This window comes from Massilia sp. TSP1-1-2, assembly GCF_049896185.1.
Lineage (GTDB): Bacteria > Pseudomonadota > Gammaproteobacteria > Burkholderiales > Burkholderiaceae_D > Telluria_A.
Genome location: NZ_JAFCTU010000027.1, coordinates 50,242 through 72,750 on the forward strand (window position 1 = coordinate 50,242; position 22,509 = coordinate 72,750).

At 62.3% G+C, this 22,509-nt stretch carries 33 protein-coding genes and 1 pseudogene; 1 reads left to right on the forward strand and 33 read right to left on the reverse strand.

Annotation, left to right across the window (positions count from 1 at the left end):
- Positions 1-63: 63 nt before the first annotated feature.
- From ACP7BV_RS20320 to ACP7BV_RS20360, 9 genes are all read right to left on the reverse strand, one after another.
- Entirely contained in the window at positions 64-1,041 is a 978-nt protein-coding gene (locus ACP7BV_RS20320) for a N4-gp56 family major capsid protein (protein ID WP_426106371.1), read from the reverse strand.
- Between the two features lie 227 nt (positions 1,042-1,268).
- Entirely contained in the window at positions 1,269-2,222 is a 954-nt protein-coding gene (locus ACP7BV_RS20325; RefSeq protein WP_426106373.1) for a hypothetical protein, read from the reverse strand.
- A 93-nt stretch (positions 2,223-2,315) separates the two neighbouring features.
- A complete protein-coding gene (locus ACP7BV_RS20330; protein WP_426106375.1) occupies positions 2,316-2,561 on the reverse strand; it encodes a hypothetical protein in 246 nt (81 codons plus the stop codon).
- On the reverse strand, positions 2,561-4,912 hold the full coding sequence (locus ACP7BV_RS20335; protein WP_426106376.1) for a portal protein: 2,352 nt from the start codon (positions 4,910-4,912) through the stop codon (positions 2,561-2,563). The genes ACP7BV_RS20330 and ACP7BV_RS20335 overlap by 1 nt, the downstream gene beginning before the upstream one ends.
- A 59-nt stretch (positions 4,913-4,971) precedes the next feature.
- Complete coding sequence (locus ACP7BV_RS20340; protein WP_426106377.1) at positions 4,972-6,495, reverse strand: hypothetical protein; 1,524 nt, start codon at positions 6,493-6,495, stop codon at positions 4,972-4,974.
- Positions 6,485-7,108, reverse strand: coding sequence for a hypothetical protein (locus ACP7BV_RS20345; RefSeq protein ID WP_426106379.1), 624 nt, complete (start codon positions 7,106-7,108; stop codon positions 6,485-6,487). The genes ACP7BV_RS20340 and ACP7BV_RS20345 overlap by 11 nt, the downstream gene beginning before the upstream one ends.
- 6 nt (positions 7,109-7,114) lie before the next feature.
- Positions 7,115-7,366, reverse strand: a complete 252-nt coding sequence (locus ACP7BV_RS20350) for a hypothetical protein (RefSeq protein ID WP_426106380.1) — start codon at positions 7,364-7,366, stop codon at positions 7,115-7,117.
- Between the two features lie 58 nt (positions 7,367-7,424).
- Positions 7,425-7,742 carry a hypothetical protein gene (locus ACP7BV_RS20355; protein ID WP_426106381.1) on the reverse strand — a complete coding sequence of 106 codons (318 nt, stop codon included), beginning with the start codon at positions 7,740-7,742 and terminating at the stop codon, positions 7,425-7,427.
- Position 7,743: 1 nt separating this feature from the next.
- Positions 7,744-7,962: a hypothetical protein gene (locus ACP7BV_RS20360; protein ID WP_426106382.1), complete on the reverse strand. Its 219-nt coding sequence runs from the start codon at positions 7,960-7,962 to the stop codon at positions 7,744-7,746.
- Positions 7,963-8,495: 533 nt separating this feature from the next.
- Between ACP7BV_RS20360 and ACP7BV_RS20365 the strand changes: the two genes are divergently transcribed.
- On the forward strand, positions 8,496-8,819 hold the full coding sequence (locus tag ACP7BV_RS20365; RefSeq protein WP_426106383.1) for a hypothetical protein: 324 nt from the start codon (positions 8,496-8,498) through the stop codon (positions 8,817-8,819).
- On the opposite strand, the gene ACP7BV_RS20370 is transcribed toward ACP7BV_RS20365, so the two are convergent.
- The 24 genes and pseudogenes from ACP7BV_RS20370 to ACP7BV_RS20485 form a co-directional block, all read right to left on the reverse strand.
- Positions 8,816-9,907, reverse strand: a complete 1,092-nt coding sequence (locus tag ACP7BV_RS20370) for a type VI immunity family protein (RefSeq protein WP_426106384.1) — start codon at positions 9,905-9,907, stop codon at positions 8,816-8,818. The genes ACP7BV_RS20365 and ACP7BV_RS20370 overlap by 4 nt on opposite strands.
- A gap of 9 nt (positions 9,908-9,916) precedes the next feature.
- Positions 9,917-10,606 carry a VRR-NUC domain-containing protein gene (locus ACP7BV_RS20375; RefSeq protein WP_426106386.1) on the reverse strand — a complete coding sequence of 230 codons (690 nt, stop codon included), beginning with the start codon at positions 10,604-10,606 and terminating at the stop codon, positions 9,917-9,919.
- Complete coding sequence (locus tag ACP7BV_RS20380; protein ID WP_426106387.1) at positions 10,603-11,178, reverse strand: PAAR domain-containing protein; 576 nt, start codon at positions 11,176-11,178, stop codon at positions 10,603-10,605. The genes ACP7BV_RS20375 and ACP7BV_RS20380 overlap by 4 nt, the downstream gene beginning before the upstream one ends.
- Before the next feature lie 54 nt (positions 11,179-11,232).
- Positions 11,233-11,466 carry a hypothetical protein gene (locus ACP7BV_RS20385; RefSeq protein WP_426106388.1) on the reverse strand — a complete coding sequence of 78 codons (234 nt, stop codon included), beginning with the start codon at positions 11,464-11,466 and terminating at the stop codon, positions 11,233-11,235.
- A gap of 22 nt (positions 11,467-11,488) precedes the next feature.
- A complete protein-coding gene (locus tag ACP7BV_RS20390) occupies positions 11,489-11,926 on the reverse strand; it encodes a hypothetical protein (RefSeq protein WP_426106390.1) in 438 nt (145 codons plus the stop codon).
- A gap of 1 nt (position 11,927) precedes the next feature.
- Positions 11,928-12,563 (reverse strand): phage protein NinX family protein, encoded by a 636-nt coding sequence (locus tag ACP7BV_RS20395; protein WP_426106391.1) that lies wholly within the window; start codon positions 12,561-12,563, stop codon positions 11,928-11,930.
- Positions 12,560-13,657 carry a hypothetical protein gene (locus ACP7BV_RS20400; RefSeq protein WP_426106393.1) on the reverse strand — a complete coding sequence of 366 codons (1,098 nt, stop codon included), beginning with the start codon at positions 13,655-13,657 and terminating at the stop codon, positions 12,560-12,562. Before ACP7BV_RS20400 ends, ACP7BV_RS20395 begins: the two co-directional genes overlap by 4 nt.
- Entirely contained in the window at positions 13,654-14,283 is a 630-nt protein-coding gene (locus ACP7BV_RS20405) for a hypothetical protein (protein ID WP_426106395.1), read from the reverse strand. The genes ACP7BV_RS20400 and ACP7BV_RS20405 overlap by 4 nt, the downstream gene beginning before the upstream one ends.
- A 22-nt stretch (positions 14,284-14,305) precedes the next feature.
- On the reverse strand, positions 14,306-14,656 hold the full coding sequence (locus tag ACP7BV_RS20410; protein ID WP_426106396.1) for a hypothetical protein: 351 nt from the start codon (positions 14,654-14,656) through the stop codon (positions 14,306-14,308).
- Positions 14,657-14,675: 19 nt separating this feature from the next.
- Complete coding sequence (locus ACP7BV_RS20415) at positions 14,676-15,197, reverse strand: Thoeris anti-defense Tad2 family protein (protein ID WP_426106398.1); 522 nt, start codon at positions 15,195-15,197, stop codon at positions 14,676-14,678.
- 51 nt (positions 15,198-15,248) lie between these two features.
- Positions 15,249-15,653 carry a hypothetical protein gene (locus ACP7BV_RS20420; RefSeq protein WP_426106399.1) on the reverse strand — a complete coding sequence of 135 codons (405 nt, stop codon included), beginning with the start codon at positions 15,651-15,653 and terminating at the stop codon, positions 15,249-15,251.
- 10 nt (positions 15,654-15,663) lie between these two features.
- Positions 15,664-16,029, reverse strand: a complete 366-nt coding sequence (locus ACP7BV_RS20425; protein WP_426106400.1) for a hypothetical protein — start codon at positions 16,027-16,029, stop codon at positions 15,664-15,666.
- Complete coding sequence (locus ACP7BV_RS20430; protein WP_426106401.1) at positions 16,026-16,322, reverse strand: hypothetical protein; 297 nt, start codon at positions 16,320-16,322, stop codon at positions 16,026-16,028. Before ACP7BV_RS20430 ends, ACP7BV_RS20425 begins: the two co-directional genes overlap by 4 nt.
- Positions 16,319-16,867 (reverse strand): hypothetical protein, encoded by a 549-nt coding sequence (locus ACP7BV_RS20435; RefSeq protein ID WP_426106402.1) that lies wholly within the window; start codon positions 16,865-16,867, stop codon positions 16,319-16,321. Before ACP7BV_RS20435 ends, ACP7BV_RS20430 begins: the two co-directional genes overlap by 4 nt.
- A 402-nt stretch (positions 16,868-17,269) precedes the next feature.
- On the reverse strand, positions 17,270-18,334 hold the full coding sequence (locus ACP7BV_RS20440; protein WP_426106403.1) for a tyrosine-type recombinase/integrase: 1,065 nt from the start codon (positions 18,332-18,334) through the stop codon (positions 17,270-17,272).
- Positions 18,335-18,379: 45 nt separating this feature from the next.
- Entirely contained in the window at positions 18,380-18,811 is a 432-nt protein-coding gene (locus tag ACP7BV_RS20445) for a hypothetical protein (protein WP_426106404.1), read from the reverse strand.
- Positions 18,812-18,879: 68 nt separating this feature from the next.
- On the reverse strand, positions 18,880-19,197 hold the full coding sequence (locus ACP7BV_RS20450) for a hypothetical protein (protein ID WP_426106406.1): 318 nt from the start codon (positions 19,195-19,197) through the stop codon (positions 18,880-18,882).
- 35 nt (positions 19,198-19,232) lie between these two features.
- On the reverse strand, positions 19,233-19,517 hold the full coding sequence (locus ACP7BV_RS20455) for a hypothetical protein (protein ID WP_426106408.1): 285 nt from the start codon (positions 19,515-19,517) through the stop codon (positions 19,233-19,235).
- A gap of 28 nt (positions 19,518-19,545) precedes the next feature.
- Complete coding sequence (locus ACP7BV_RS20460; RefSeq protein WP_426106410.1) at positions 19,546-20,079, reverse strand: hypothetical protein; 534 nt, start codon at positions 20,077-20,079, stop codon at positions 19,546-19,548.
- The gene (locus ACP7BV_RS20465) at positions 20,079-20,402 is read right to left on the reverse strand and encodes a hypothetical protein (protein WP_426106412.1); all 324 of its coding nucleotides are present in this window, start codon (positions 20,400-20,402) and stop codon (positions 20,079-20,081) included. The genes ACP7BV_RS20460 and ACP7BV_RS20465 overlap by 1 nt, the downstream gene beginning before the upstream one ends.
- Complete coding sequence (locus ACP7BV_RS20470) at positions 20,399-20,641, reverse strand: hypothetical protein (protein WP_426106413.1); 243 nt, start codon at positions 20,639-20,641, stop codon at positions 20,399-20,401. The genes ACP7BV_RS20465 and ACP7BV_RS20470 overlap by 4 nt, the downstream gene beginning before the upstream one ends.
- The gene (locus ACP7BV_RS20475) at positions 20,638-21,510 is read right to left on the reverse strand and encodes a helix-turn-helix domain-containing protein (RefSeq protein ID WP_426106414.1); all 873 of its coding nucleotides are present in this window, start codon (positions 21,508-21,510) and stop codon (positions 20,638-20,640) included. The genes ACP7BV_RS20470 and ACP7BV_RS20475 overlap by 4 nt, the downstream gene beginning before the upstream one ends.
- Before the next feature lie 46 nt (positions 21,511-21,556).
- On the reverse strand, positions 21,557-22,108 hold the full coding sequence (locus ACP7BV_RS20480) for a nuclease domain-containing protein (protein ID WP_426106415.1): 552 nt from the start codon (positions 22,106-22,108) through the stop codon (positions 21,557-21,559).
- Positions 22,105-22,509, reverse strand: a pseudogene (locus ACP7BV_RS20485) (DNA adenine methylase); the annotation flags it as partial. The pseudogene ACP7BV_RS20485 and the gene ACP7BV_RS20480, both read right to left, overlap by 4 nt.

Genomic DNA, 22,509 nt, shown 5'->3' on the forward strand with positions numbered 1-22,509 from the left:
TGGGTTGGGAAACGAAGAAGGCCCACCACTGGGGCGGGCCTTCAACTGGGTGCTGCTACCGCATTACGCGGTTGCCGCTACCTCGACGCGGACCATCCAGGCGTCATTGAGGATCACAGCGGTTTGCATGGACTTCCATGCCGCGTGGCCGCGCTGGCCCATCGGATCGCTGTCCGACGGTTTCGGGTTGACCACCATCGGGGTGACGGCGTGCATGCCCTTGAGCGGGACGATGCCGTACGAGTTCGCAGCGATGTACAGCACCGGGTACACGTCGGCATTGACACCGCTGTTCGACAGCATCAAGCCCTTGGCGCCGCCGCCATCGAGGAACGCATCGAAGATGGTCGACGTCAGGTAGCGCACGTCTTCAACCTTGCCCAGCTCGTTCTCGAACGGCGTCATCGAACCGTACTTCTCGGCCGGCACGAAACCGATCATGTTGCGGATGTCGCTTTCCAGATCCGGGTGGCACAGGCCGATGAAGCCCGGCGCCACCGTCTCGGTGCCCCATGCCGGGGTCGACTTGACCACGTTGGTGATGGGACGGCCGTTCTGGCGTTTCAGCGAACGGGTCGCCTTGCGCTGCACCGCGATGGTTAGCGTGGTGTTGACGGCAGTGCGCAGCGCGCCGTTGGCGTAGATCACGTTGGTGCCAGCCTTGAGCACGCCGTAGCGCATCTTTTCGATCATCTGGGCGGCCTGCTCACCCAGCAACGTGACCGACTCGTTCAGGACTGGGTCCTCGTGCGTGTCGATGATCACGTCAGTGATCTGGATCCGGCTGCCGTACTGTTGCAGGTTGGCCGTCACGTCGGTAACGGTCAGGGCCTGCGACGCCGGGGTAACGCCCTCGGACAGAGCGGTCGGGGTCGCATCCAGCGCGTTGTAGCGGCGGAATTTGACGGTTTTGCTCGAGTTGCCTGGCAGGGGCTTATTCTGGCCAAACTTTTCGAGGATCAGGTACGGCAAGCCGCGCTTGAGCAGTTCTTTAGCAGCGTGCGCTGCGGTACGCGGGGAGATATCGCCGAAAACGGACATGGAAAATTCCTTAAAAAAATGGGTGCAAAATCGAATTGAAAAGTTGGGTACACAGTCGATTCAGCGCGGGATCGGGGGCCTCGGCCTGTCCGTTCACACCATGAAATTCGGAAACCAGTCGTATGCAGCCGTGGCTGCGCTATGGTTGTGTTCCTGTGGTCCCCGCCGATGACGCTGGCGGGGAGGCGATCTGCGATCAGCTGCGCAGATGCAGGTACGGCTTTAAATTAGTTGTCGTTCCACGCCTTCTCGTAGTCGTCCGACGAGGTCGGCGAATCGGGCAGCTTGATGCCGCCCGTCGAGCGCACACCCTCGGCCTGGTCCATGGCGAAATCCATGTCCTCATCACCACTGGCCTTGGTGGCCTTGTAGCGCTTGAGCAGGGCAATGATTTCCTTGGCGGTGCCGGCACTGGCGACGCGCTCGGCTTCGGCCTTGTCGGCTTCGTCCATGCCCGCTACCCAGGCCTTGAACTCGCCGGAACCGGCGACGTCGTTGAAATCCGGATGCGCGTCCGCGATCTTCTCGAAGTGGGCGCGCTGCTTTTCGTTGTTGATGTCGGCGATGATCGCGTCGATATCCTTGCGGTACGGCGCACCATGCTCGCCGGCTACGGTTGCGGCCGACTTGGAAGCGATCTTGGTAATGACCTTCACCAGCAGATCGACGAATTCGGCGCCGAAGTCTTCGGTAAGCGCCTTCAGGTCGGCGTCGTCGCCTTCGCCGCCCTCGCCGGCGCTGTCACCTTCGCCCGCAGCGTCGACTGCGGCCGGGGCATCGGCGTCCGGGTCGGCGTCGGCGTCGCCAGGTGCGGCGCCGGCGGCCTTTTTGGTGTCCAGTTCGGCTTGCTGGGCCTTCAAGCGGCCCTCCCAGGACTTGAGACGCTGGGTTTCTTTTTCCACGTCCAGCGCCGGAGCAGCTTCCGCAGCTGGTGCGCCGGCTTCGTCGGCTGGGGCTCCTTCAGCGGCCGGGTCAGCGGCTGCGCTGTCCGCGTCGGCCTTGTCCATGTCGATGCTTACCGTGGCAGCTGCGCCGGTCGGCTCGCCGGCGGCAGGAACTTCTTTCGGGTCCAGGCCGAACGCCTCTTCTTCGGTTTGTTCAGGGCGTTTTTGCTCTTCGGCATAGCCCGCCTCGAATTCGGCTGCGTCTTTCTTGGTGCTCTCGTCGGTAATAGTCGCCATGGGGGATCTCCTGTGGTTGGCTTATAAAAAAAGCCACCCGGTGAGGAGTGGCTTTGGCTGTCCTGATCGCTCAGGGGTCAAAGAATCGTTGGGCTACCCGATCGGGGAGCTGTTCGCGCCGGTGGTCACCAGTGCCTTGCGCAGCGCCCGGACCTGCGCCAGCGCGCCTTGCACCTTCTCCACGGCGTCAGGCTTGGCGGCGGCCAGCGTTTCAAGGTGCTGGGCGTCGACGCTGTCGAGCAGGGCGATGAACGCCATATAGAGCGTCGAACCGCGATGGAACTGCACTTCGGTCAGCGCCTCAGTGGTCGCCGCGTTGAGCTGGGCGCGGGTCTGCATCAGTCAATCCCCGCCGTCTCGATGCCGGCCTGCATGCCCTGCTCCGGTCCGGCCATCGCCGGCATGGCGGCGCTCGGCTGCTCAGGCATCGGCGCTGCGCCTGGTACAGGCGTTGGCAGGGCGTTGTCGGGCGTTGCCGCTTCCACGGCCCCTTCGGGCGCCTGCGGCATCCCGGCCGGCGCATCCGCATCCTTCCACCCCGACGATTTCAGGATCTCGTCGGCGCCGGGGGCAATGGTGGCGTTGGTTGCGGCCACGCCGCTTGCCTGTGTCGCTGCATAGACCGCAGCAACGTTCTTGGCAACCGCTTCGGCCGTCTTGACCCGCGCCTCGGCCAGCACCTTTTGCACTTCGGCCGTCAGCTTATCCAGGGTGGCCATGCGCATCTTAATGTCCAGCTCTTGCTGCTGCTGGGCGAGCTGCTGCTGCTGCTTGGCCATGTCGTTGTTCTGCTCGGCCGCGACCTCTTCCTCGGTCTTGACCACATCAACCAGGTCGTGCGCCTCGGCGCGCTGGCGCAGCAGTTTCTCGCGCTTGATGAACGGCGCGTCCATCGGGTTCGCGGTCTGGGCCGAGAACGCGTCCAGCTGCTGGGCACGGATCTCTTTCGCAACCAGGGAGGCGGATCCGCGCGCCTTGATGTTGTAGTCGCCCTTGATGGCGTTGTCCTTGTTGAACTGCATGTTCCAGCAGTACAAGGCGCTGATAAACGGGCTCGTGATGCCCTCGTCGTAGCCGGTGATCAGGTCCTTCATCACCACCGACGTGTTACCCATCAGCATGGACAGGCCCGACGCGGTGCCGGCCGCCCCTTGGGTCGGGTTCTCACCGCCCATGAAACGCGGCACGGCCGTGACTTCGTCGGCGTTTGACTCAAACATTTCGACGATCGGATACAGTTCTTCGAGCTTGCCCGGGATATCCAGTACCCGAATGGCCTGTGCCGATGGCTCCTTGCCGTTGCGCGCCCAGATCTTGAATGGGTGCATGCGGTCGGCCTTTTCCGACGGCGCCATCAGGTCCATGTTGACCTCCAGCTGCGGCCCTGCGGTCAGCGCGGCGTTGTCGAGGATCATCCGCACGCCGGCATTGATCATTGTCTGATCGTCGCGCATGATGGTGGCCAGGCCTTCGCCGAAAATAGACGTCTCGTCCTTGTCGAAGTAATACAGGTGGTAGGGCCAGGTGACGCCGTTGATCGGTTGCAGGGACGCGCGCACCACTTCGCCGTTCGGCAGCAGCCACACATTGGCAAAGAACGTCTCGTGCATGCGCTCTTGCGGCACTGTGACGCCGCAGGCGGCCAACTGGACTGCATCGACCCAGCCCCACCGTTCAAGGATCTCGTACTGGCCGTCGGTAACCGGCATGACGCTGCGCTCGCCCACCTGGCGCAGCTCTTCCTCGTAGTACTTGCGCTGCTGCGAGCCATCCGGGTTGGTCACCACGTATTCGCGGATCTTGGCCGAATCAAAGCTCTTGCGCTCGGCCAGGGCCAGCGTGGCCGCCTTGGACAGGACGTGGCGCTCGTAGACGTAGCGGCAGTTTTCCAGCTCGGTTGCACTCATGTCCGGGAAAAAGCGCCATAGGGGCACGGAATCGACGAACGGCACGACATACGACTCGGTAATCGATACCCACTTGCCCCCACGGAGCACGAAGCGCGTGCGCACCTTGCGCTCGATTAGCGGCGCCTTGAGAATCCCGGTACCGTACAGGTGCCCGGAATGGATCACGGCACGCGCGGCCTTCTTGTAGCGCGACTCGGTCAGCTGGTCGTCGATCACTTTCGACATGGCTTTCGCGGCCGTGTCGACCATGTGCTTGACCGCCTGCTTGATCTCGTCCGGCTCCGGCGCGCGCTGCAGGAGCTTCCCCAGCTCGGCCGTGATCTTTTCTTCCAGCTCCGGCGCCACGGTCGGCACCGGTGTCGGCTCGATCGACCAGTTGCGGTCCGCGTTGGCCGGAAACAGCAGGTCGAAGACGCGCGAATTAACCGTCTTGACCTTGACGCGCGTCTTGCGCACGAACGCCATGGAGCGGTTCACATCCATGTTCGCCAGCACGTCCGGGTCGTACTTGCCCCGGTACTGGCGCAGGTCCTGCAACCAGCGCGTTTCCGTGGTGCGGCGATCCTGCTCGGCCTGGCTGAACTCGGCCAGCCACACGGAGCCAAGACTGGCCAGCGTGCGGAACGCCGGCGCGCCAGGTTCCTCGGACATCAGCGCTTCGGTAGCGGCCTGCTCGTATTCGCGCTGCTCGGCCTCGCGATCGGAGACGGACTGCGCCTTGAGCATGGCCTGCGCCATCGCGCCTAGCTGGCCGTCTTCCGCTGCGGTGGTGTCTGTCATGTGGTTGCTCATAAAAAAAGCCACCGCAAGGGGTGGCTAGTTGTTGATGGGGCGACGCGTCAATATCCCGCGCTGGTCGCCGCTTTGTAGTTCGAGTGGTCGCCGCGAGCGTCGAACACGGCGCTCCTGGGCGCAATGTGCTCGGCGAAGGTGAGCGCGATCGCGTCGGCCAGGTCGGGGGACCTGACTTGGCGCTTGGCCATTTCTTCCTTCGATTCGATCAGCTTGCGGCCGTTCGAGCTCGTCTTGTACTTGGGCGCGGACATGTCGGCCGTCATCGCCGCGTTGTTCGGCAGCCGGCACGGGTAGTCCTCGACCCATTTTTTCATCCGGTACCACATCTCCGCACGCTTGTTGGCGTACGTCTCGTGGTCCTCGGCCCGGGAGGCGCTGTTGACGCCGATGACCGGGATGTTCAGTTCCTTGAGGCGGTCCACAATCCCGCTGCCAATGCCGATCTTGTCGATCAGCATGCCGTCGGGCTGGAATTCGCGCCAGTAGGCGGCCAGCTTGCCGGCCACTTCCATCGGCCCCATCTTTTCGTGCGTCTCAAGGCGGTACACGACGCGGCCGCGGCGAAACGCGATCGCGGTCCTGTCCGGCCCGTATTCGGCCGGATCGCAGCCGATGATCAGCGGCCCGCTCATGTCGCGGTAGCTGTTGTTGATCGCCGCCATGATGTTGGTCGGGTTGATCAGCGGGTCGGTGGTGGCCGACTTGAACGCCAGGGCGGCCGTGGCCGGGTATTCCTGATCGAACAGCCACGCCATGTCCTGCCCGTAGACGATGATCTTGTTGGCGCGCCAGGCCATTTGCTCCATGTCGAGCCCGTAGACCTCCATGTACTTGCGATCATCGGCCGTCAGCGCAAGGTTGTCGGGCACGGCGGCGCGGTATTCGTCCTGCCAGAACCAGGGCACGAAGATGGCGATGTACTCGCCCTTGCCCGCTTCGGCGTCCTGCCACATCTGGTGATAGGAGCCGCCGATGCCGTTAGCGGTCGACTCGATGATGATCTCGGTACCGGGCAGGTCCGAAATGATGTTGCCCAGACCCGCCATGTGCATGGTGGCGTTGTCCCAGAACGCGAATTCAGACGCGTGGAGCAACTGGGCGGTGTTAGAGCGGCCCACGTCCTTGGAACCGGCCGTCGCGAGCTTGTAGCCCCCGTCAAGGCGGTTGAAGACCAGTTCCTTGCTGTTCGTGGCGCTCGTGGCCGGCGCGAACGAGTTGTGCAGGTGATACCGCTTCACCATCTTGAACAGGTTGTCCGTCGCCTTCTGCTCGTGGGCGACGATGAACGCGTTGCGGCCGTAATTGATGCTGCTGATGCAATAGAAGCGCGCGCCGATGTAGGTCGATGCGCCCTGCTGGCGGCCCTTCAAGATGATCGCGCGGACCTTGCCGGTGCGCTTGCGCTGTTCTTCGATCTTGGCGTGAATATAGCGCTGCGCCCGGTTGTAGCGGAACAGGACACGCTTGCCCTCCTTGTCCTGCACGTACATCTGCGTTTCGCAGTGCAGCTGGATGTCGTCCCGGATTGCGGCGACGGTCCGATCGTAGTCGGACTGGCTAGTCGCCATTCTTTTCCATCACGCGGCGGATCGCGTCTTCCACGCCGCTGCCGACTTCGTCATCGGCTCTTTCGTCCAGCCCGAACGCCTGGCGCTCCATGCCGATCAGGCCGCGCAGGGAATCGGCCAGTGTTTTCATGGTGCCGGCGCGCGAACTGAGCGAAATGACCTTTTCGAGCAGTTCGAGGCGCTTGTTCGGTCCCTTGGCGTCCGGATCGTCCAGCAGCTGCACCAGTTGCTCGAGCAGGTCCTGGTTGTCGGTCTGGATCTCCAATTCGTTCAGCAGGCTCATTGACAGCTTGCGGCAGCGCTGGATGTCCATGCGGTGCGCCAGGATGATCTTCGACTGCATCGCGGCATTGGCCTCGATGATGTCGCGTTCCTGCCCTGGTGCGAGCGGCGGCGCGTCGGCCGGGATCGCGGCCGCATCGACGATGGACTGCGTTTTCTGGCGGATCTTGTCGCCCAGGTGGCGCGTGATGCCCAGTTTCGTGAAGCGCTTGTCCATGGCCGCGCGCGAAACGTCGTATTGCACGGCCATCTGCTGCTTGGTCTTGATACCGGCGCGCCAGTCGGCCTCGACCAAGTCCCAGTCGATCGTCTTTTTTTCTGCTGCTGCCATGGATTGCTACACTTTCTTGGTGGTGTCGCGGCGCGGCCTTTCCGGTGCCGGACTCGGCGCTTGTAACGTTCCGATCGACTCGACCGGGGGATGGGACAGTGCCCAGTTGGTCGCGTACTCCCTGTCCTCGTAATCCTCCGGCACCTCGCCAGCGGCAAGCCACGGCATCAGCGGGTGGCGCGCGTCGTTGATCGTCAGCGGCGAGCGGCGCTCCAGCTGAAAATCCGGCTTGACCGGGCATTGGCGGGTGGTTTTCACGGAGTCCCAATTAGAAGGCCCCGTACGCATCGCTGCGCCGGGGCCAGTGCCTGAAAGATCAAGCACAACGGTGAACTGGTTGAGGGGCAGGCCCGGCGTCGCCGCGCTCGACACGCCCCTTGAAAATTGGTGCGAAATTGCGCTTTTCGGCAATTTCTGGCTTGTACGAGACAAGGTAGAACTTCCCGCTGCGAGTGCCGATCCGACCGTGCAGCATGTGAAACACGCCCCAGTGGACCCGGCTGCGGCGCAGCAGTAGGTAATTGTTGCGTTTGCCGTTGGCCGCCCGGCGCACCCAGATCGCCATGGCGAACAGGATGCAGTTGGAGTGGCGCCAGCCGCGCGTGAGCCAGCGCAGGCGCCACGGGCTGCTCATGTCAGCTCAGTTCCCCGAAGCCGGGCACGTCGTGCTCTTGGCCCACCGTACGCTGGCGGATGAACTCTATGACCAGCGCGAGCGCCAGGGTGCCGACCACGCCCCAGACCCAGCCAGGCGCCGCGAGGCGGTCCAGCAGCAGGCCGAAGAGGATGATGATGCCCAGCGGTGAGCCCATCGGCAGGGACGACGCCTTGATAGTGACTTTGGTGGTTCTCATTCTCGTTTCCGCGTGTGCGCGCTGGTAATTCCTCGCCGCTCGATGCGTGCGCGGATTTACCAGCCCGGCTAAGTGTTTGATTTGTCGGGCCGGCGCTGGAAAGGTCGCAGCTGCCCGGCCATGAAAAAAGCCAGCGGACGGGTGTCTCGCTGGCTTCGTTGTGTGCCCGATCCTATCTGGAAGGTGGCCCGGAATTTGGTGTCCGCCGCCGGCCGGAGGTGAATCCGGCAGGCGTTGGACTGTTGAATGACCCTGCCGTACCCGGTTGCGCGGTTGCGAGTGCGATGCACCCATACGGTTTTGGATAGAGCCGACTATCAACGTTCGATGCTCTTGAAAGTGCCTTTTTGGGGCTCTTCGCGCAAGAGTCAGTTTTTCAGACTATCGAATTGAGGCGAATTTTACGGCCATTCGTGCGGGTTTTGCCATGCCTAAATTGCGCGGATTTTCCCGCACGATTTCCCGGACGTGAAAAAGTTGGGTTTCCCCGGCTCGTGTGCGGCGCTCGTTACGGCTCCGGCTATACTTGTCGTATGAGAGTGATCGTAAAACGCCTGTATAACCGTGGGGTCCGGCGCCCCGACCGGGAGATCCAGAATGACCCTGGCCAAGCCGGCGTGATGACATGCGCCACGGTAGAGACGCGACGGCGGATGAAGGTGCATGCCATCGGCGACGATTCACAGATGCGCCCTATCCTGCCAGAACTGTTCGACCCTGCCATCTTGGCGGTCGGGAACAGCAAGATGCTTCTGCGAGGCGTCGCGTACGCAAACCCGGATGACGCCCCTGGTGCGCCGAAATACGAACAGGAATGGTCCTTGAGGGTGCTCGACTCCACCTACGTGCCCGATTAGAGCCGGCCAGGCAGGGTCGTCGCCGGCGTAAGCTTCGCTTCGTCCAACAGCTTTGCCCTGTACTTCATCAGGTCCTCTTCGGGCACGTCGAATCGGTGCAACCATTCATCAGCTGCCGCTCCACGCAGTCGCGGCTCGCCATCTTTCGACCCATAGTGAAAGCCGCCGATCTCGGTCATGCGCACATCCTTCAGTGCTATGTTAGGCAACACATAAATTGCCGGGAGCGGGTCCACCTCGATAGGGACAATTTCCGGCTTCGGTCCGGATTGAATGACAATACCACTGCCATAGTCATACTTGGCGAACCAGCTCGCAGGCAGTTCGGAGTGCAGCGTGGCCAGTCCACCGACCTTTTCGACCATCTTGTGATTGATGGCGGTGAGCCATCCGACCGTCTTGATGTGGTCCTTGATCCCATATTTGACGCGGCCGCCAATAATGGCTGGATCGCCGACGTCAATGCCGTTCATCTTGCCGGCCATAAAGGCTTCTGTCGGCTCGTTGGGCTCATCGCGCACCAAGGATAGATTGAATGCATACCCGCCAAATCCGTGGACAGCCTTCAAGGTTTTGGCGAATTCAACGAAAAGACGCTGAAACGCCGTTGGATTTTCTTCTACAAATAGCGGCGGAAAGGAAAACGTTAAGGTTGCTAAACCCCAAGTTCCCATCTTTGCTTCCCACTCGCGAAGACCTAAGACGTGGAACATCCACGGGCTGGCATCTTCGGACTTTTTGCCGCCGATATACCCAAAGCTAACCACATCGTTGGCTTTCAGGCCGTCCATCATGACCTTCATTGGCTTTGCTTTAGCGTAGGCGAAAAGATCCGGCCCCGAGGGGGGCTCGGCGCGCCACAGCCACGTAAGGTGCTTCTTCGCAACAGCCTCATATGCTTCAAAGCACTTGCAAATCGCTGCACGTACCTCGGGCGTGTGCGACCCGTCGAAATAGATGGTGCCGCGAACCGCGAAGGCGGCGCCGATATAATCTTGGGGACCGTACTTCATCAGCATTGCACCAGGCAGAAATAGAGCGTCCGGATTGGCTCGCAGTAGTGCCGCTGTATCGAAATTGTTTTCCATGCTGTTCCTTTAAAAGGCTGGAGCCGGAACTCCGCCGGGCGATGGGCTGATTCCCCGTGACCTGCCGCGTGTAAGGATTCGCATAAGTATTTTACTTGCCTCACTGGCTGGTTCGAGCCTTTCTGCAGGAATCATCGTTCCGTCAGGCTTCGATTTTTCGCAGTCACAATCGTCAGGCTCTAACTTCGTTAGTTTGTTCGGGTCTCCTGCAATCGTCTCATATGCGCGCTTTTGAGGTACTGAAAGAGTATCAGGCGGGAACTTCATTTCCACGATCTGCTTGATGTTATCCTGCGTCGGCGGCTTGGTAGAGTCATGGACGATAACAATATCAGGCCTTCTGATCTGTCCAGTGCCTTTAACAAAATAGTCGCCCATGTGCTTCTTAATATGGGCAGGTAAAAATTTATGACCCAATGTCCGAATCGTACTGTCCATAATTGGCTCGGGTGGAACCTTGGTCATGTTGTAGTTAATCTCCTGCTTATACGGGCTGTTTCCCAGCGCCCCATTCAGTCCCTTGAATGACGCCGCTACACAGTTTTGTTTGAGCTGCCGTCCATCAACGCCAATCGTTGGGGCCTTATCGCACTTGCACATTGCAGCACAGAGTATTTTCTTATCGAGGGGGGCGATTAGTGGTTTATTGATCTTGACGACAGTGGTCGTACCGCCTGGCGACATACCGCCGGCGCTCAAGGGCTTTCTCCTTGCGCCAGCAGGAACGTGAGCGCTTCGGCGGCATCGCGTTCGGTCCAAGCTGTGTAGCCATCATCGTCGGTGGTGACGGTCGCTAGTTTGTCGCCACTGAGACCGTATTGGCCAGCCTGGCCCTTGACGGGTTCACCTGTCTCAATATCGACTAACTGAAAGCGTCCCTTGAACCGACCCTCTTCGCCAGCGACGTCCTCTTCATAAGCGATTGCCATGCCGGCGCCGACAGCCCCGAACGCTTGTAAAGCATCGTTTTCGTCTTCCCCGACCCCAGCACCCGGTGCGGCGCCTGATGACGGATGCGTCTGGGTAAACATCTGCCCGGCTATTAAAGTGGCCCCGCAAGCTGTCTTGCATCCATGGTACGCCACTGGTGCCCCATCAACGATGTTCGACGCATCGCCTTCCGCAATTGGAAACGCGCCTTTACACTTTGGGCACGCAACCATGTCGCCTACTCGGGAGATCGGCTTCCCATGGGTGTCTGAAAATGGAGATCCTTGCAATACGGTGCCCCCATGGGAAGTCTTGTCACCCTGAACGATCATCGGCTGCATCGATGTTCCAATTTTGTCAATATTGCTTAATAATCCGCGACTATCGACCGCCTGTCAATCGTTCGTGCATACATCCCCATCGGTTCCTCGCGTGCGCCGTACGGTAACACTGGCACCCGCCAGCGGTAGGGGCTCAATATAAATAACGCGGGCACCGCCATCAACCCATCCGATCTCGCCGTCCATGGTTATATTGTCGCCCGGGGTGACGACACTGAAACCGGCCCCACCCAGCTGATGCATGATTCCCAAATCCGAGTCGCTGTTGAGAATTATCACGTCGTTCATAGCAGCACCGCCCGCATGGTCATCATGCTGAAACGTTCATTGCTGCGCAGGAATTTGCATGCCACCCTGAATTCCCCGGGCATGGCGCCGGACACTTCGGCCATTCCGCCAACTCTTCGACATCGCGCTCCAGGCCCCGCGCTACACGGACAATCTGGGACTGGCCGTCGCCGGCAAGCGCGTCGACTGTGACCGCCAGCTGGGTCAGCAGCCCACCGGGAGCCGGCAGCGTGTAATTGCCATCGGAGCGCGGCCGCAGGGCGATCAAGGTAGCTGCGTATGCGACGTGCCCGCGTAGCCCCGGATTCGCCGTATCGGCCTCGGCAATTGTGATGCAGTCTGCAAGCCTGACGCCGTACAAGCGCGCCAGGTCATTGCGCTGGATCCTGTGGCGTTGCCCGTCGCTCTGGCTGTAGACCAAGCCAGGGTACAGCGCGTAGGTGGATGGCTTCTCGTCCATGCTATCGGCGCCCCTTCGGGATGGCTTTCCGGGTGCGGTGCTCGCGCGCGCGCGTTTGCCGCTTCAGACTGGCGACATCGTTCCGGCGGTTCAGTGACTTGAGCACGTCGATCTGGTACGGCATCGGTGCCGCCAGTTCCAGCGCCTCGATAAAGTGGATTCCGCAGTCGATCCTTCCCAGCTCGCCCGTAATGAGGGAAGTCTGATCGTTCGGCCCGACCAAATGCAGACCCGCGGCGGCCAACTCGCGCATGAGCATGGTGTCCAGCCCGTCGCCGATGAACAGCACGACCCGGGGCGCATCGCCTGTCGAAACTTCATCAGGAACGCTGGCGCCGAACACGCTGGCCACGTACGTGCGCATGGCCGCTTCCAGACCTGTGGCGCCGGCCTGCCAGCCGCAGTAGGAGGCTTCCCAGCCGCCCAGGTACGGCCCGATCCGGACGCCAAGTCGATCGATGATCGGCCATCCTGCCGCCGGGTTGGTCGATGGGGCGTACCGATCCCGGCGGCTGTGCACGCAGATCAGGTCTGTTGTTCGCGGGACAAGCTGGATGCGCAGCTGGTCGGCCGGGATCCCTTCCGCCCGGCCGGTCCAGTAGTCGAGCAATGCGCCGGTCAAGTCACTGACGTTCATGCCGCGCTCCGCTTGACGCCCGGACCGCCCTCTTCCGATCGGGCCAATCGCACCTTCAGGGCCGCGATGCACAGTGCCAGGGCTGGCGAGAGCTTGTTGCCGCTCTCCGAACGCCAGTCCTTCTTGTCATCCGGCCGGGGCCACCACTTCATAGCCACGCATATGAAGGTGGCGCCATTTGGGCCGCTGCCAAAACAGTCCATCTGATAATCCTTGCCTGGCTCGATCAACGTTAGCGCGGCCTCGAACGATTGCGTGTAGCGCGGCAGCGGTGCATAGTCGATGTTGCAGCCCATTTCCATCGCGATCAGCATGTCCAGCCCCGGATCCGGGTGCTCGGCCGCTTCCAGCTGGTCGATCAGGATCGCCAGCGGCGTGAGTGTCGTGAACGTGGCCGCGCTGTGCTCCGGCTGCGCTGCGTCGCCGATCGCGGCGACATCCTCGACGGGCGCGCCCTTCTCCTGCGCCTTGACGCGCTTCTCCGCCGCCCGGCAACGCTCGATCAGCTTTTGGGTCGAAACCGTCATCATGTCAATGTGGTGGCCCTTCGGGAACAGGTAGCCGGCCATCTCGCGCTGCCACGCCCGGGCGTACATATCGGCGTCATCGTTGTTCTGCTTCGCCATGGTGGTCAAGCGCTTGATTTCCACCTGCAGCTCGGGCTCGCGACTTGGCGTCACGCCCTGCTCAAGGATCCTGTCGATATCGGCGATCACCTCGAACTGGGTACCGCGCGGGCCGAAGTCGACCATGGTGTCGCGCGCTTCACGCATCAGGTTCAAGACTGGATCTGCCCACACGGACGGATGAACCTTGCCACTCGATGGCGACACCGGTGGCGGCAACTGGCGGCGACCGCCCAATACTTGCATCAGAATCGCGTGAGCGGCGCCTGCGTCTTCCACCAGCTCGCCACGGTAGACCATCCCCTTCGGGGTAAAGCGCGTCTCCAACTCGCCCGGGTGGAAAATAATGTCCGGGACGATGGTTGGCGCGATCATGGTCACGAACTCGGACGATATCGACGCGCAGCTGATCCCCCCGGCCGCCCTCACTGCCGCACTGAAAGCCTTGCCTTCGTAATGGGGCGTCATGCCAGTGCTACCTGTAATTTGCGCTGTTCGCGCCTGGCTCGCTTGGCACGTGCATTGGCTTCGTGACGGGATACGGCCTGCGGCGGATCCAGACGCCATATGACCGTGCGTTCGCTACCTGGTTGCGCAAGGTCGACGCCGACAATGACCGGCTTTGGCACGACGATCTTGCCCGCTGCCAGTTCCTCTTTCAGCCTGTCCCACATTGCCGCCCGACCCGCATGGCGCGGCGCATTTACCATCACCCGCAGATCACTGACGTCAGCAGCTGCAGGCGGCTCCGTGGCGCGCTTGCGGGCATCTTCCGCATGCCTTATCAGGTCCACGAACGGAATCGCCACCCAGTGGACTTCCTGCGCCTCCGGATCGAAATACATCTGGCTTGCGCCCATTCCGTAGTGGAGCGCGTCGAGCCAGTGCTGCTCTTGCGGATTGTCCGCCATCCGTGGCCGCTCTGGCTGGCGCGGTTGTTCCGGAACCTGCGCGACTGGCGCCGGCTTGACTGCGCTCGAGGTTAGGTACGCGAGGATGGCCGCGACAACCAGGACGCAGATCCCGGTGGTGATGTCGGTGGTGTATCCGATCGCGGAGAGCACGATGATGATAAGGATGATGGTGTAGCGCATGGGGTCGGTCCTTGAGTTGTGATCAGGCGGGGAGGCAGGCAATGCGCACGGCCGATGCGACGGGCTTGAGGCGGCGCGGTGGCATTTGCAGCCCGTGCCAGTGTTCGACGCCGGCCAGGTCGCACGCATAGCCGCTAATCTGCTTGCGGAAGTACGCGGTGCACAGGCCTGCCGTGGTGAGGTCTGGTCCTCCGGACTGGATGATGGCGCGGGCCGCGCGCTCGACGCCCAGCTGACGGGCTAGAAGTGCGATGCGATTAGATACAGCAAGGTGCGCCGGATGCATGGACGTCGTCTTCCCTTGTGTCCGGCCCGGCAGCACGATGTGGCTCGACACGCCTACGCTGCTCGACTTGAAAATGGTGGTGGTCATGGTGGTTCTCTCCTGTGAGTTAAACGACGTGCCAGTCTTCGGCCAGCGTTTCCGTTTGGCTGGGAGCCCAGCCCATCTGGATCTGACCGCCCTCGGCATGGATGAAGTACTGGTGAACTGGTGCGGTGCCGCCGTTGGCTTCAGCCATGGCGCGCGCGTGCTGGTTCCAGATCTTTTCCGCCTCGAGGCCCGGATGCGCGGCGCCGAGACAGATGAATGAGTCTGCCTCCCAGCTGGTGCGCGCAATCCGCTCGCCCAACTTGAGGCGCATCAGGGCGCGCCCGAAACACAGCCCGCCCGCCGGCGAATAGTTCTGCTCGAACGGCGCTTGCTGCACGATTACCGGCCGGCCCTCGTAGTGCGCCAGGTAGTCGCCCGCACTGGGGATGACGCCGGCCGTGATGTCGCTACTGGCAAGGAAGTCGGCGCCCGATGCCAGGCGCAACAGGAAGCCCGGGGTAGCGCGTGAGCGGCGCTTACTGACGCCGGTGATCTGGTTTGCGTCGATCTGGACGCCGTTCGTATGGTGGATATATTTCATTTTGGTCAATCGATAGACGCGCATGGCGGGGCGCGGTTCCCGTTGGCGTACTTACTTGCGCTTCATGCGCTCGGCGAATTCCATGGGCGTGCGGTAGTAGAGCGCGCCGTTCTTGGCGTCGCGGTAAACATGGATCAGGTTGCCGCGACTGGTGCCGGCGCCGCTCGCCACGCCCATGTCGTGGTGGCCTTCGCCCATGTAGGTGAGCGCCGGCCAGCTGGCCAGCGCGAGCGACATGTATCGCTGCTCAAACACATCCTTGGGCAGTACGTAGGTGAAGCCGTCGCCCTCGATCAGGTAGTCGCCGATCCGTGGAACGGGACTGCCGGAAAGCAGCTCGACGTCGACGGTACGGCCGGCCCGCAAGGCGATGTTCATTCCCGCTAAGGTCACGGAACAGTTATGGATCACGTCGGCGCGGATCAGCTCGGGCTTTGCGACATGGGTAGGCTGCATTTCCATCCTTTTATGATCCGCGCTGATCGGGGCGCGGTTTCCCGGTGACGTTCGTGAGGGGCGTGGCGCACCGAGGGCAATCAGGCCCGCTCTCCCAGGTGCAGTTTTTGCAGACTTGTGCGGGTGCGGCGGGTATGTCGGCGATTTGCATGTAGCGGTACTCGAACATGCCCTTGTCCATCAGGTGCATCTCCTTCGGGCGCATCCAAAGGTAGTCGCCAGGCTTGCCCTCGCCGATGATGTAGAGTTCAGCCGCCAGGAGGTCAAAGGTGCCACCGTCCGCAGTGGTGATTCGATAGCCGTCGTCAGTCTGTTCGCAGCTGGTGATGGCGTAGGCGGTGACGGTTTGGGGCTTTGCGACGTGGGTAGGCGTCATTTAAAGATCCCCTCGAATGCAGCCTGGGCGGCTTTGTACTCGACGGAATCGCTAGTCGGTCCCTCGTAAGGCAAGTAGCTCTTCGCCGTGTAGTCCACCTGAAGGCAGAGGACGTCGATCGGGTCGTGGCCGTTGCATTCCTTGTTGAGGGGCGCATACAAGTGGGTCCACGGTCCCGGCTTGCCGTCGAAGATGTCAATTTTCAGGTGGTCGAGCGGATTGGCCCACACGGGGAGGCGAAGGCGCTCGATGCCCTGCGCTGCGGCTTCGTCGATGGAGATCAGTGTGGTCACGCGCGCCCCTCCTGATTGGCTTGCTCGATCGTCAGGCCCAGCGGTGCGCCGGTTTCAATGCTCCCAATGACCTTGTCGACGTCATCACCGCGCAGGTCGGTAACCAGCCAACGACCGCCTTCCATCGGATAGTGGTGCTTGTCGCGCGCACCGTATCCCATGGAGAACGAAACGTAGTTCGCGGCGATCCACATGTGCGTCTTGCATGGGAATTCCATCTTTAGTCCGGCCTCAGCTGCGGCAGCGGCCAGCATCGGACACGGGTCGTAATCGACGCACAAGGTATCCGCGTAGAAGTGGTAGTCCGGATTGTGGGTTGACGTTTGCTTTTCCAGCAACCGCCTTTTCAGCGCAACGCCGAATGCGGCCAGGATGTCTGGCGTGTTGTTCTTCGGGAGCATCGCAGCGAGCGCCATGACGGGCGCCATGGCGATTCCGTCCGGAGTGCCAAGTAAAGCGTTCCTGTAGACCGGGGCGCCAAGGGCGCGCATCCAGAGTTCGACGGCGCGGTCGACGATTATCGGGTTCGGTTGGTAGTCTCTCATGGCAGTCATTCCTTCGCGTTTTTGGTGGTGATTAAAAAGTGGGCTGGTTACACAAATTGGTCTTGTGTAACTTTTTGTGTAACCGGATTTTGTGTAACCTTGGAGGCTCTTCCAACAGGCCCAATTTTTGGCCAAATTCTGGCTTCCCGGATGCGTCGCCCAGCTGCTCGGCGCGCGTTTTTCGCACACAGCTAAGTGATTGATATTGCTTGTGATTTCGAAGAATTGACGGGGTGCGATTTGCACGACCTGCGCGCCGTGGAACAATTTGCGCGAGGGTTTCGCCAGGGTTGCATTTCAGGTTGCGCGGGGGCTGTGCAACCGTGCGCGCAACCGGGCACTTGCTTTGAAAGCAATACCAGTGGGTGGAAAGACACGGATGATTATGGTTTGTCCGCGTCTTCATGTGGCTGTAGCCTCGCTGGTGAGGTCTTCGCCCAGTTTGCGCCCACCAAAGCGTATCTTGCCCTCGATGCGGTCCTGCGCGGCGCCAGCGGTGTCCATGTTGATTTCGAGATAACGCATGGTGGTGGCCGAATCCTTGTGGCGCATGATTGCCTGAATGGTCTGGATAGGCGTGCCCTCTTCCGACAGCAGCGTCGCGCAGGTGCCGCGCAGTCGGTGCGGCGTGATCCCGGTGAGCGAGGTTGCCAGGTTGGCCTGTCGCATGGCGTGGCGGGCGTAGCCTTCCGGGAGCTGGCCGTTGCGGCCGGGCGTGATCGGTCCGTCCTTCTGGCGCCGCTCTTGCAGGTAGCCGGCCAGCCAGCCCGGGATCCGGATCGGCACGGCCTCTTTGCCCTTGGTGATGCCCGGCGTGTAGGTGCGGCGCTCCCAGTCGATCCATTCCCAGCGCGCGGTGGCCGCTTCCGACTCGCGCAGGCCCAGCCCGTACATCAGGCGCACGGCGATCGCGACCGACGGGCGGCGCCGGCTGGCCGCGTCCAGTGCGACGAACCACGCGTCGGTCAGGCTGACGGGCAGGATCTGGCGCGGCGTCTTCTGCTCGGGAAGCATGGCCACGCTCCACGGCCGCTCGGCGAGGATCTTGCGCTTGACGGCCCAGTTGACCAGCAGGTTCAGGATGCGCAACCAGTGGTTGCCGGACGCCGGCTTGCGGGTGGGCAGGTGCGCGTTGCGGGCGATTTCCACGCGTTCGGTGTGCAGCTGGTCGAGTGGCAGCGCGCCCATACCGTACAGGTGCTTGCGCTTGAACAGGTCGACGCTGCGCCGGTGCGACGCGCTGGCCACCGGGCCGCGGATCTCGAACCATTGATCGATCAGGCCGTCGAGCGTGGGCATGGACTGGCCACCGTTGACGCGGATCAGGGCGGCGGCGTACGCCAGGTTGGCAACCTTCTGGGCGCGGCGCTTGTCCGACTCGCGCGTGCTGCGCTGGACCCGGGCGAGCGGGGTCAGGCGGAATCGGTAGTGGTATTTACTGCCAACCAGAAAGACGGTACAGGTCATGGTGCTCCGGGCGAAGGTGTCGGGAAGGGTCGGCGGGGCGGCCGGTCAGTCGATGTCTTCGACCGCGAGCGCGGCCTGCTTGGCGGTGGCCGCCATCATTTCCTCGTGGGTCTTCTTGAGGACGGGATAGAGCTTGTAGGCGCGGCGCTCGAAGCGGCGCACCAGATCGTAGTAGGTGCGCAGGCCGACGCCCAGGTCGGCGGCGGTGCGCTTAACGACCTGATCGGACTTGAGGTAGAAGTACTCGAACGCGGCCCACTCGGTCTTGTACTTGGCGATGTCGCGCAGCGTGTGCACGGCCATATTGAAGTACTGCATGTCCGGATCGTTGCGGGCGTTCGGTTCGCGGCCGGTGCCCTTGCCCTGCTGCAGGGCGCCGAGCGTGCCTTGCCCCACCGAGCGGATGTAGAAGTGCCGTGTCTCGCACCAGCGCACCCAGTCCCAGCAGTATTGCGTAATCGGATCCTTCGTTTTCATTTGCCCCGCCTCCATGATCAACGCGAGGCAGTCTAAGGGCGGTTTCGGGAAAACTTAGATTTTCGTTTTTACAGAGCAAGGCGCCACGGAAACAGGGGCGAATATCCGACGAACAGGGGCTTGGCAAAGAAGTTGCGCACGCGTGGTGGCACGAGCGAGCGCGGCTCTTCCGGCGCCCGGGCGCGGTCCTCGAGGTGGAACTGGGCCTTGAGCGAGAGCCGGTACTTGATGCCTTCGCGGATCAGGCAACCGCGCTCGACCAGATCGCAGTACAGCTCGACCATCTTGGCGTGGTCGATCCCGTCCGGCAAGCGCGCCGTGGCGAATTCACCATGCGCCTCGGCGCCCTGGTAGATCGTCATGGAACCCTTCAGGAAGGTTTTCAATATAGTTTCGCCGCGTGAGTTGATTTCCGGGAATCTCATTTCGATGGCCTCGCGTTGTGGGCCGCCTGGCGCAGGCGTTCGGCCGCTTGGCCGGGGGGCAGGTAGCACAGCGCGATCGCCGCAGCGTCCACCAGTGCGTCAATATGGGGCGGGTAGCCAAGGCGGGCGGCCGCGTCGAGCCGGTCGTGGTGGTTCAGCAGCTCGGCCAGGTCTGCCCGATTGACTGTCCTGCGCCCATTCGCCATCGAGCGATGTTCGTCGCTGACCGGTTGCGCACTCGCGGCGTCGCGCAGCCGATCCAAAATCCGTTTGAAATTCATGGTTTCCCGTTGATGATGGTGGTGGTGGTCAGGCCGCGACGGGCTCGGCCTTGTAGTGGTTGCCCTCGGCCATGCGTTCGAGCATCGTGCGCTCGGCCTTGGCAAGGTCCCCGCGCAGAGACACGTCGAGCTGGGCGTCGTGCACTTCGAGCGCTTCGGTAATGACAGCGATGCCCGGGCCGTCGAGGCGGTAGCTGCCGGTGCGCTCGCCGCGCATCCACGCACGGAAGATGGCTTCCTGGGCGGCGATGAACAGGTCCAGGTACTGGGCGCCGATGTCTTCCTCGCACAGCAGCATGGCGATGTTCATGGCCTCGCACAGCGGCAACCACACGTCGAGCGTGGCGGCGGGGTGCTTGAGCTGCACGAAGGCCGTCCAGTAGCGCAGGCACGATTCGGTGTGCAGCAGCGCCGGCAGCGGCTCGGTCATGGCCTTTTCGATCTGGCCCTGAATGAGCGACGACGCGGACAGGATCCCGACCACGTCGCAGCGGGCGCCATGGCGGGCCTTCTTCGGCGCAGCAGCTGCAGGCAGGTCGATGACGCGGGCGCGCATGGCCATTATGCAAACTCCCGGACTGGTGAAACATTCATGTTCGATTCCTTCATTTTATTGAGTAGCGCGGCCGCTTCCTGGCGCCCCTTGGCGGTGGCGCGATCGTGCTGGGCACGGACGATGGCCGCCTTGCAATCCTGCTGCCGCTTGTATTCCGCGTTCACCTTGTTGCGCAGTTCTGTCGCCGCCTGCTCGCCGACGCCCTTCTTGACCCGGGCGTAGACTTCCTGGCGCGAGTGGTTCGGCGCGCCGGCCAGCAGCCGGATCCGGCAGCATTCGCGGTTGGCGTCGAAGCGGCCGGTCAGGGCGGCGCAGAACTCGCAATTCACTTCGGCTCCGTGCCCAGGAAGGTGCGGATCTCGCGGATCGACATGTTCGCCACGTCGTGGATCTTGATCATCATGCGCGCCGTGACGGGCAGCTTGCCGTGGCGGATCTTGCTGATGACGGGCGGCGCCACTTCGAGCGCCCTGCCGAGCGCTGCGTCGTTTTTCAGGGCCATCTTTTCGATGATGAAGTCGAACAGCTGGTTCGCGCCGGCGGCTGCGGTGGTGGTTGCGGTGGTCATGCTTGCGGGTCCTCGTCGTTGGTGGATTTCTTCGGGTTGGCGCCGCTGCGGCCGGTCAGGGCCTTGAGCTGGGCGCGCACTTCGTCGCTCATCTTGCCGGCCGGGCTGGCGGGCTCGGGCGGGATGCCGACACGGCTCATGCGCTGCGGTGGCGGCTCCTTGCCGCCGTTGTCGATCGCCGCCCGCAGGCGCTTCTCGAAATTGAACATGGATTCGCCCAGGTGCGGCGTCATGCCCATCTCCTTGCCCTTGTCCAGCTTCAGATCGTCGGAGGTCCACCAGCCCGGGCCGGTGCGTCCGGTCTGCTGCGGGCCGCGCGCATTGCGGACCCAGTTGCGCCAGGTGGCCAGCCAGTCGAGCTTGACGCCGCCGGTGCCAGGCTTGGCAATCCAGTGATCCCGGAATGCGTCAGCCGTCTCACGGACGAATTCCTCGGTCCACTGGCGCTTTTCCATGGCCCAGACTCCCCAAGCTTTCGGAAGGGCCCATTCTTCTTGCAAGCGGGTACCGCGCGCCTTCGTCCGGTTAACTGGTGGTTCCTTTGATGGTTCCTTGACGGTTCTGGGTGCGAGATCTGCGGGGGTTTTCTGCAAAATCTGCGGGGGTGGGGGTGCAGCTTTTGCGGGGGTTGGGTGCGGATTCTGCGGGGGTGCGGATTCTGCGGGGGTGTCGAAACGGCCCTGATCGATGTGGTAAATGGTGCTGCGGCCGTTGCGCAGTTCGCGCCGAATGATGCCCATCGATTCCATGTCGGTGATATGGCCCTGCACGGTCCGCTCGCCCATGCTGCACTTGATGGCGATCGTGCTGATCGACGGATAGCATTCGCCCTGGTCGTTGGCGTTGTCGCACAGGGCGAGCAGCACCATCTTTTTCCCTGATTGCAAAGCTGACTTCCATGCCGCTGTCATAAAACTAATACTCATTCACTAATCCTTTTTGCTTCAATTTCAGGCGGCTTTTGGCGCGTGCTCGTGCAAATACCTGTTCCACCAGTTCCCGGGTCATGCCCGGGTGGTTGGTCCATCCTCCATCGTAGAAAGCGTGGCATGCGCCGCAGCCGTAGCAACCGGCCTCGTCGTTTGCCTTGATGCCCATGCCCTTGCCGTCGGCGTACAGGTTCGAGTGACACCAGACCGTGGTTTCGGTGCCGTGGTCGCACAGGCCTGCGATGTTGAAGTCGCAAAGCTCCCCTTCGGCTGACGAGCGAATCGGCGTCATCTTCGGGCCGCGCGAACGCAACCGGCGCCGGCGCGGCATGGCCACCATCGGCTTTGTGCTGCGGTCGATCTGCTTCCACACCATCGGCGTGGTGCGCACCAGCTGGACGGCGCCCTGCTTGATGCCGGTCCGGACCATCGGTGTCGAACTGGCGGCCATGGCCGTGCGCTTCAACCCTCCGGTACAGGCGGCGATCGGGGTCCGCTTGAGCCCTGCCGTGCTGCGCTTGAGTTGACCGGGCTTCATGCGAACAACCGTTTCTGTGATGCTTCGAGGGCAAGCGCTGCGCTGCAGGCGGGATTGACCCACACCACTTCGTTGCGCAGCACCGAGCCGCGGCCGCCCGCAATACGCGACGTGGTCGTGAAACGCTGCCAGCCCGACAAGCGATCGCGGTACAGGTCCGACTCATAGCCCGACAGGACAATCAGGCCTTGCACATCGCGCAGCACGTCGATCAGCGCCGCGTGGTCCGCGTCGTCCATTTCGTGGCGGTAGCCCTTGCGCCCCCGATGGTGGCGCGTGGCGTGGACGTAAGGCGGATCCACAAAATGGAGCGTGGTCGGAGCGTCGTGCGCCTGGATGACTTCCAGCGCCGGGCGGTTTTCGATCAGCACGCCGGTCAGCCGTTCGCCGGCGGCCGCCCG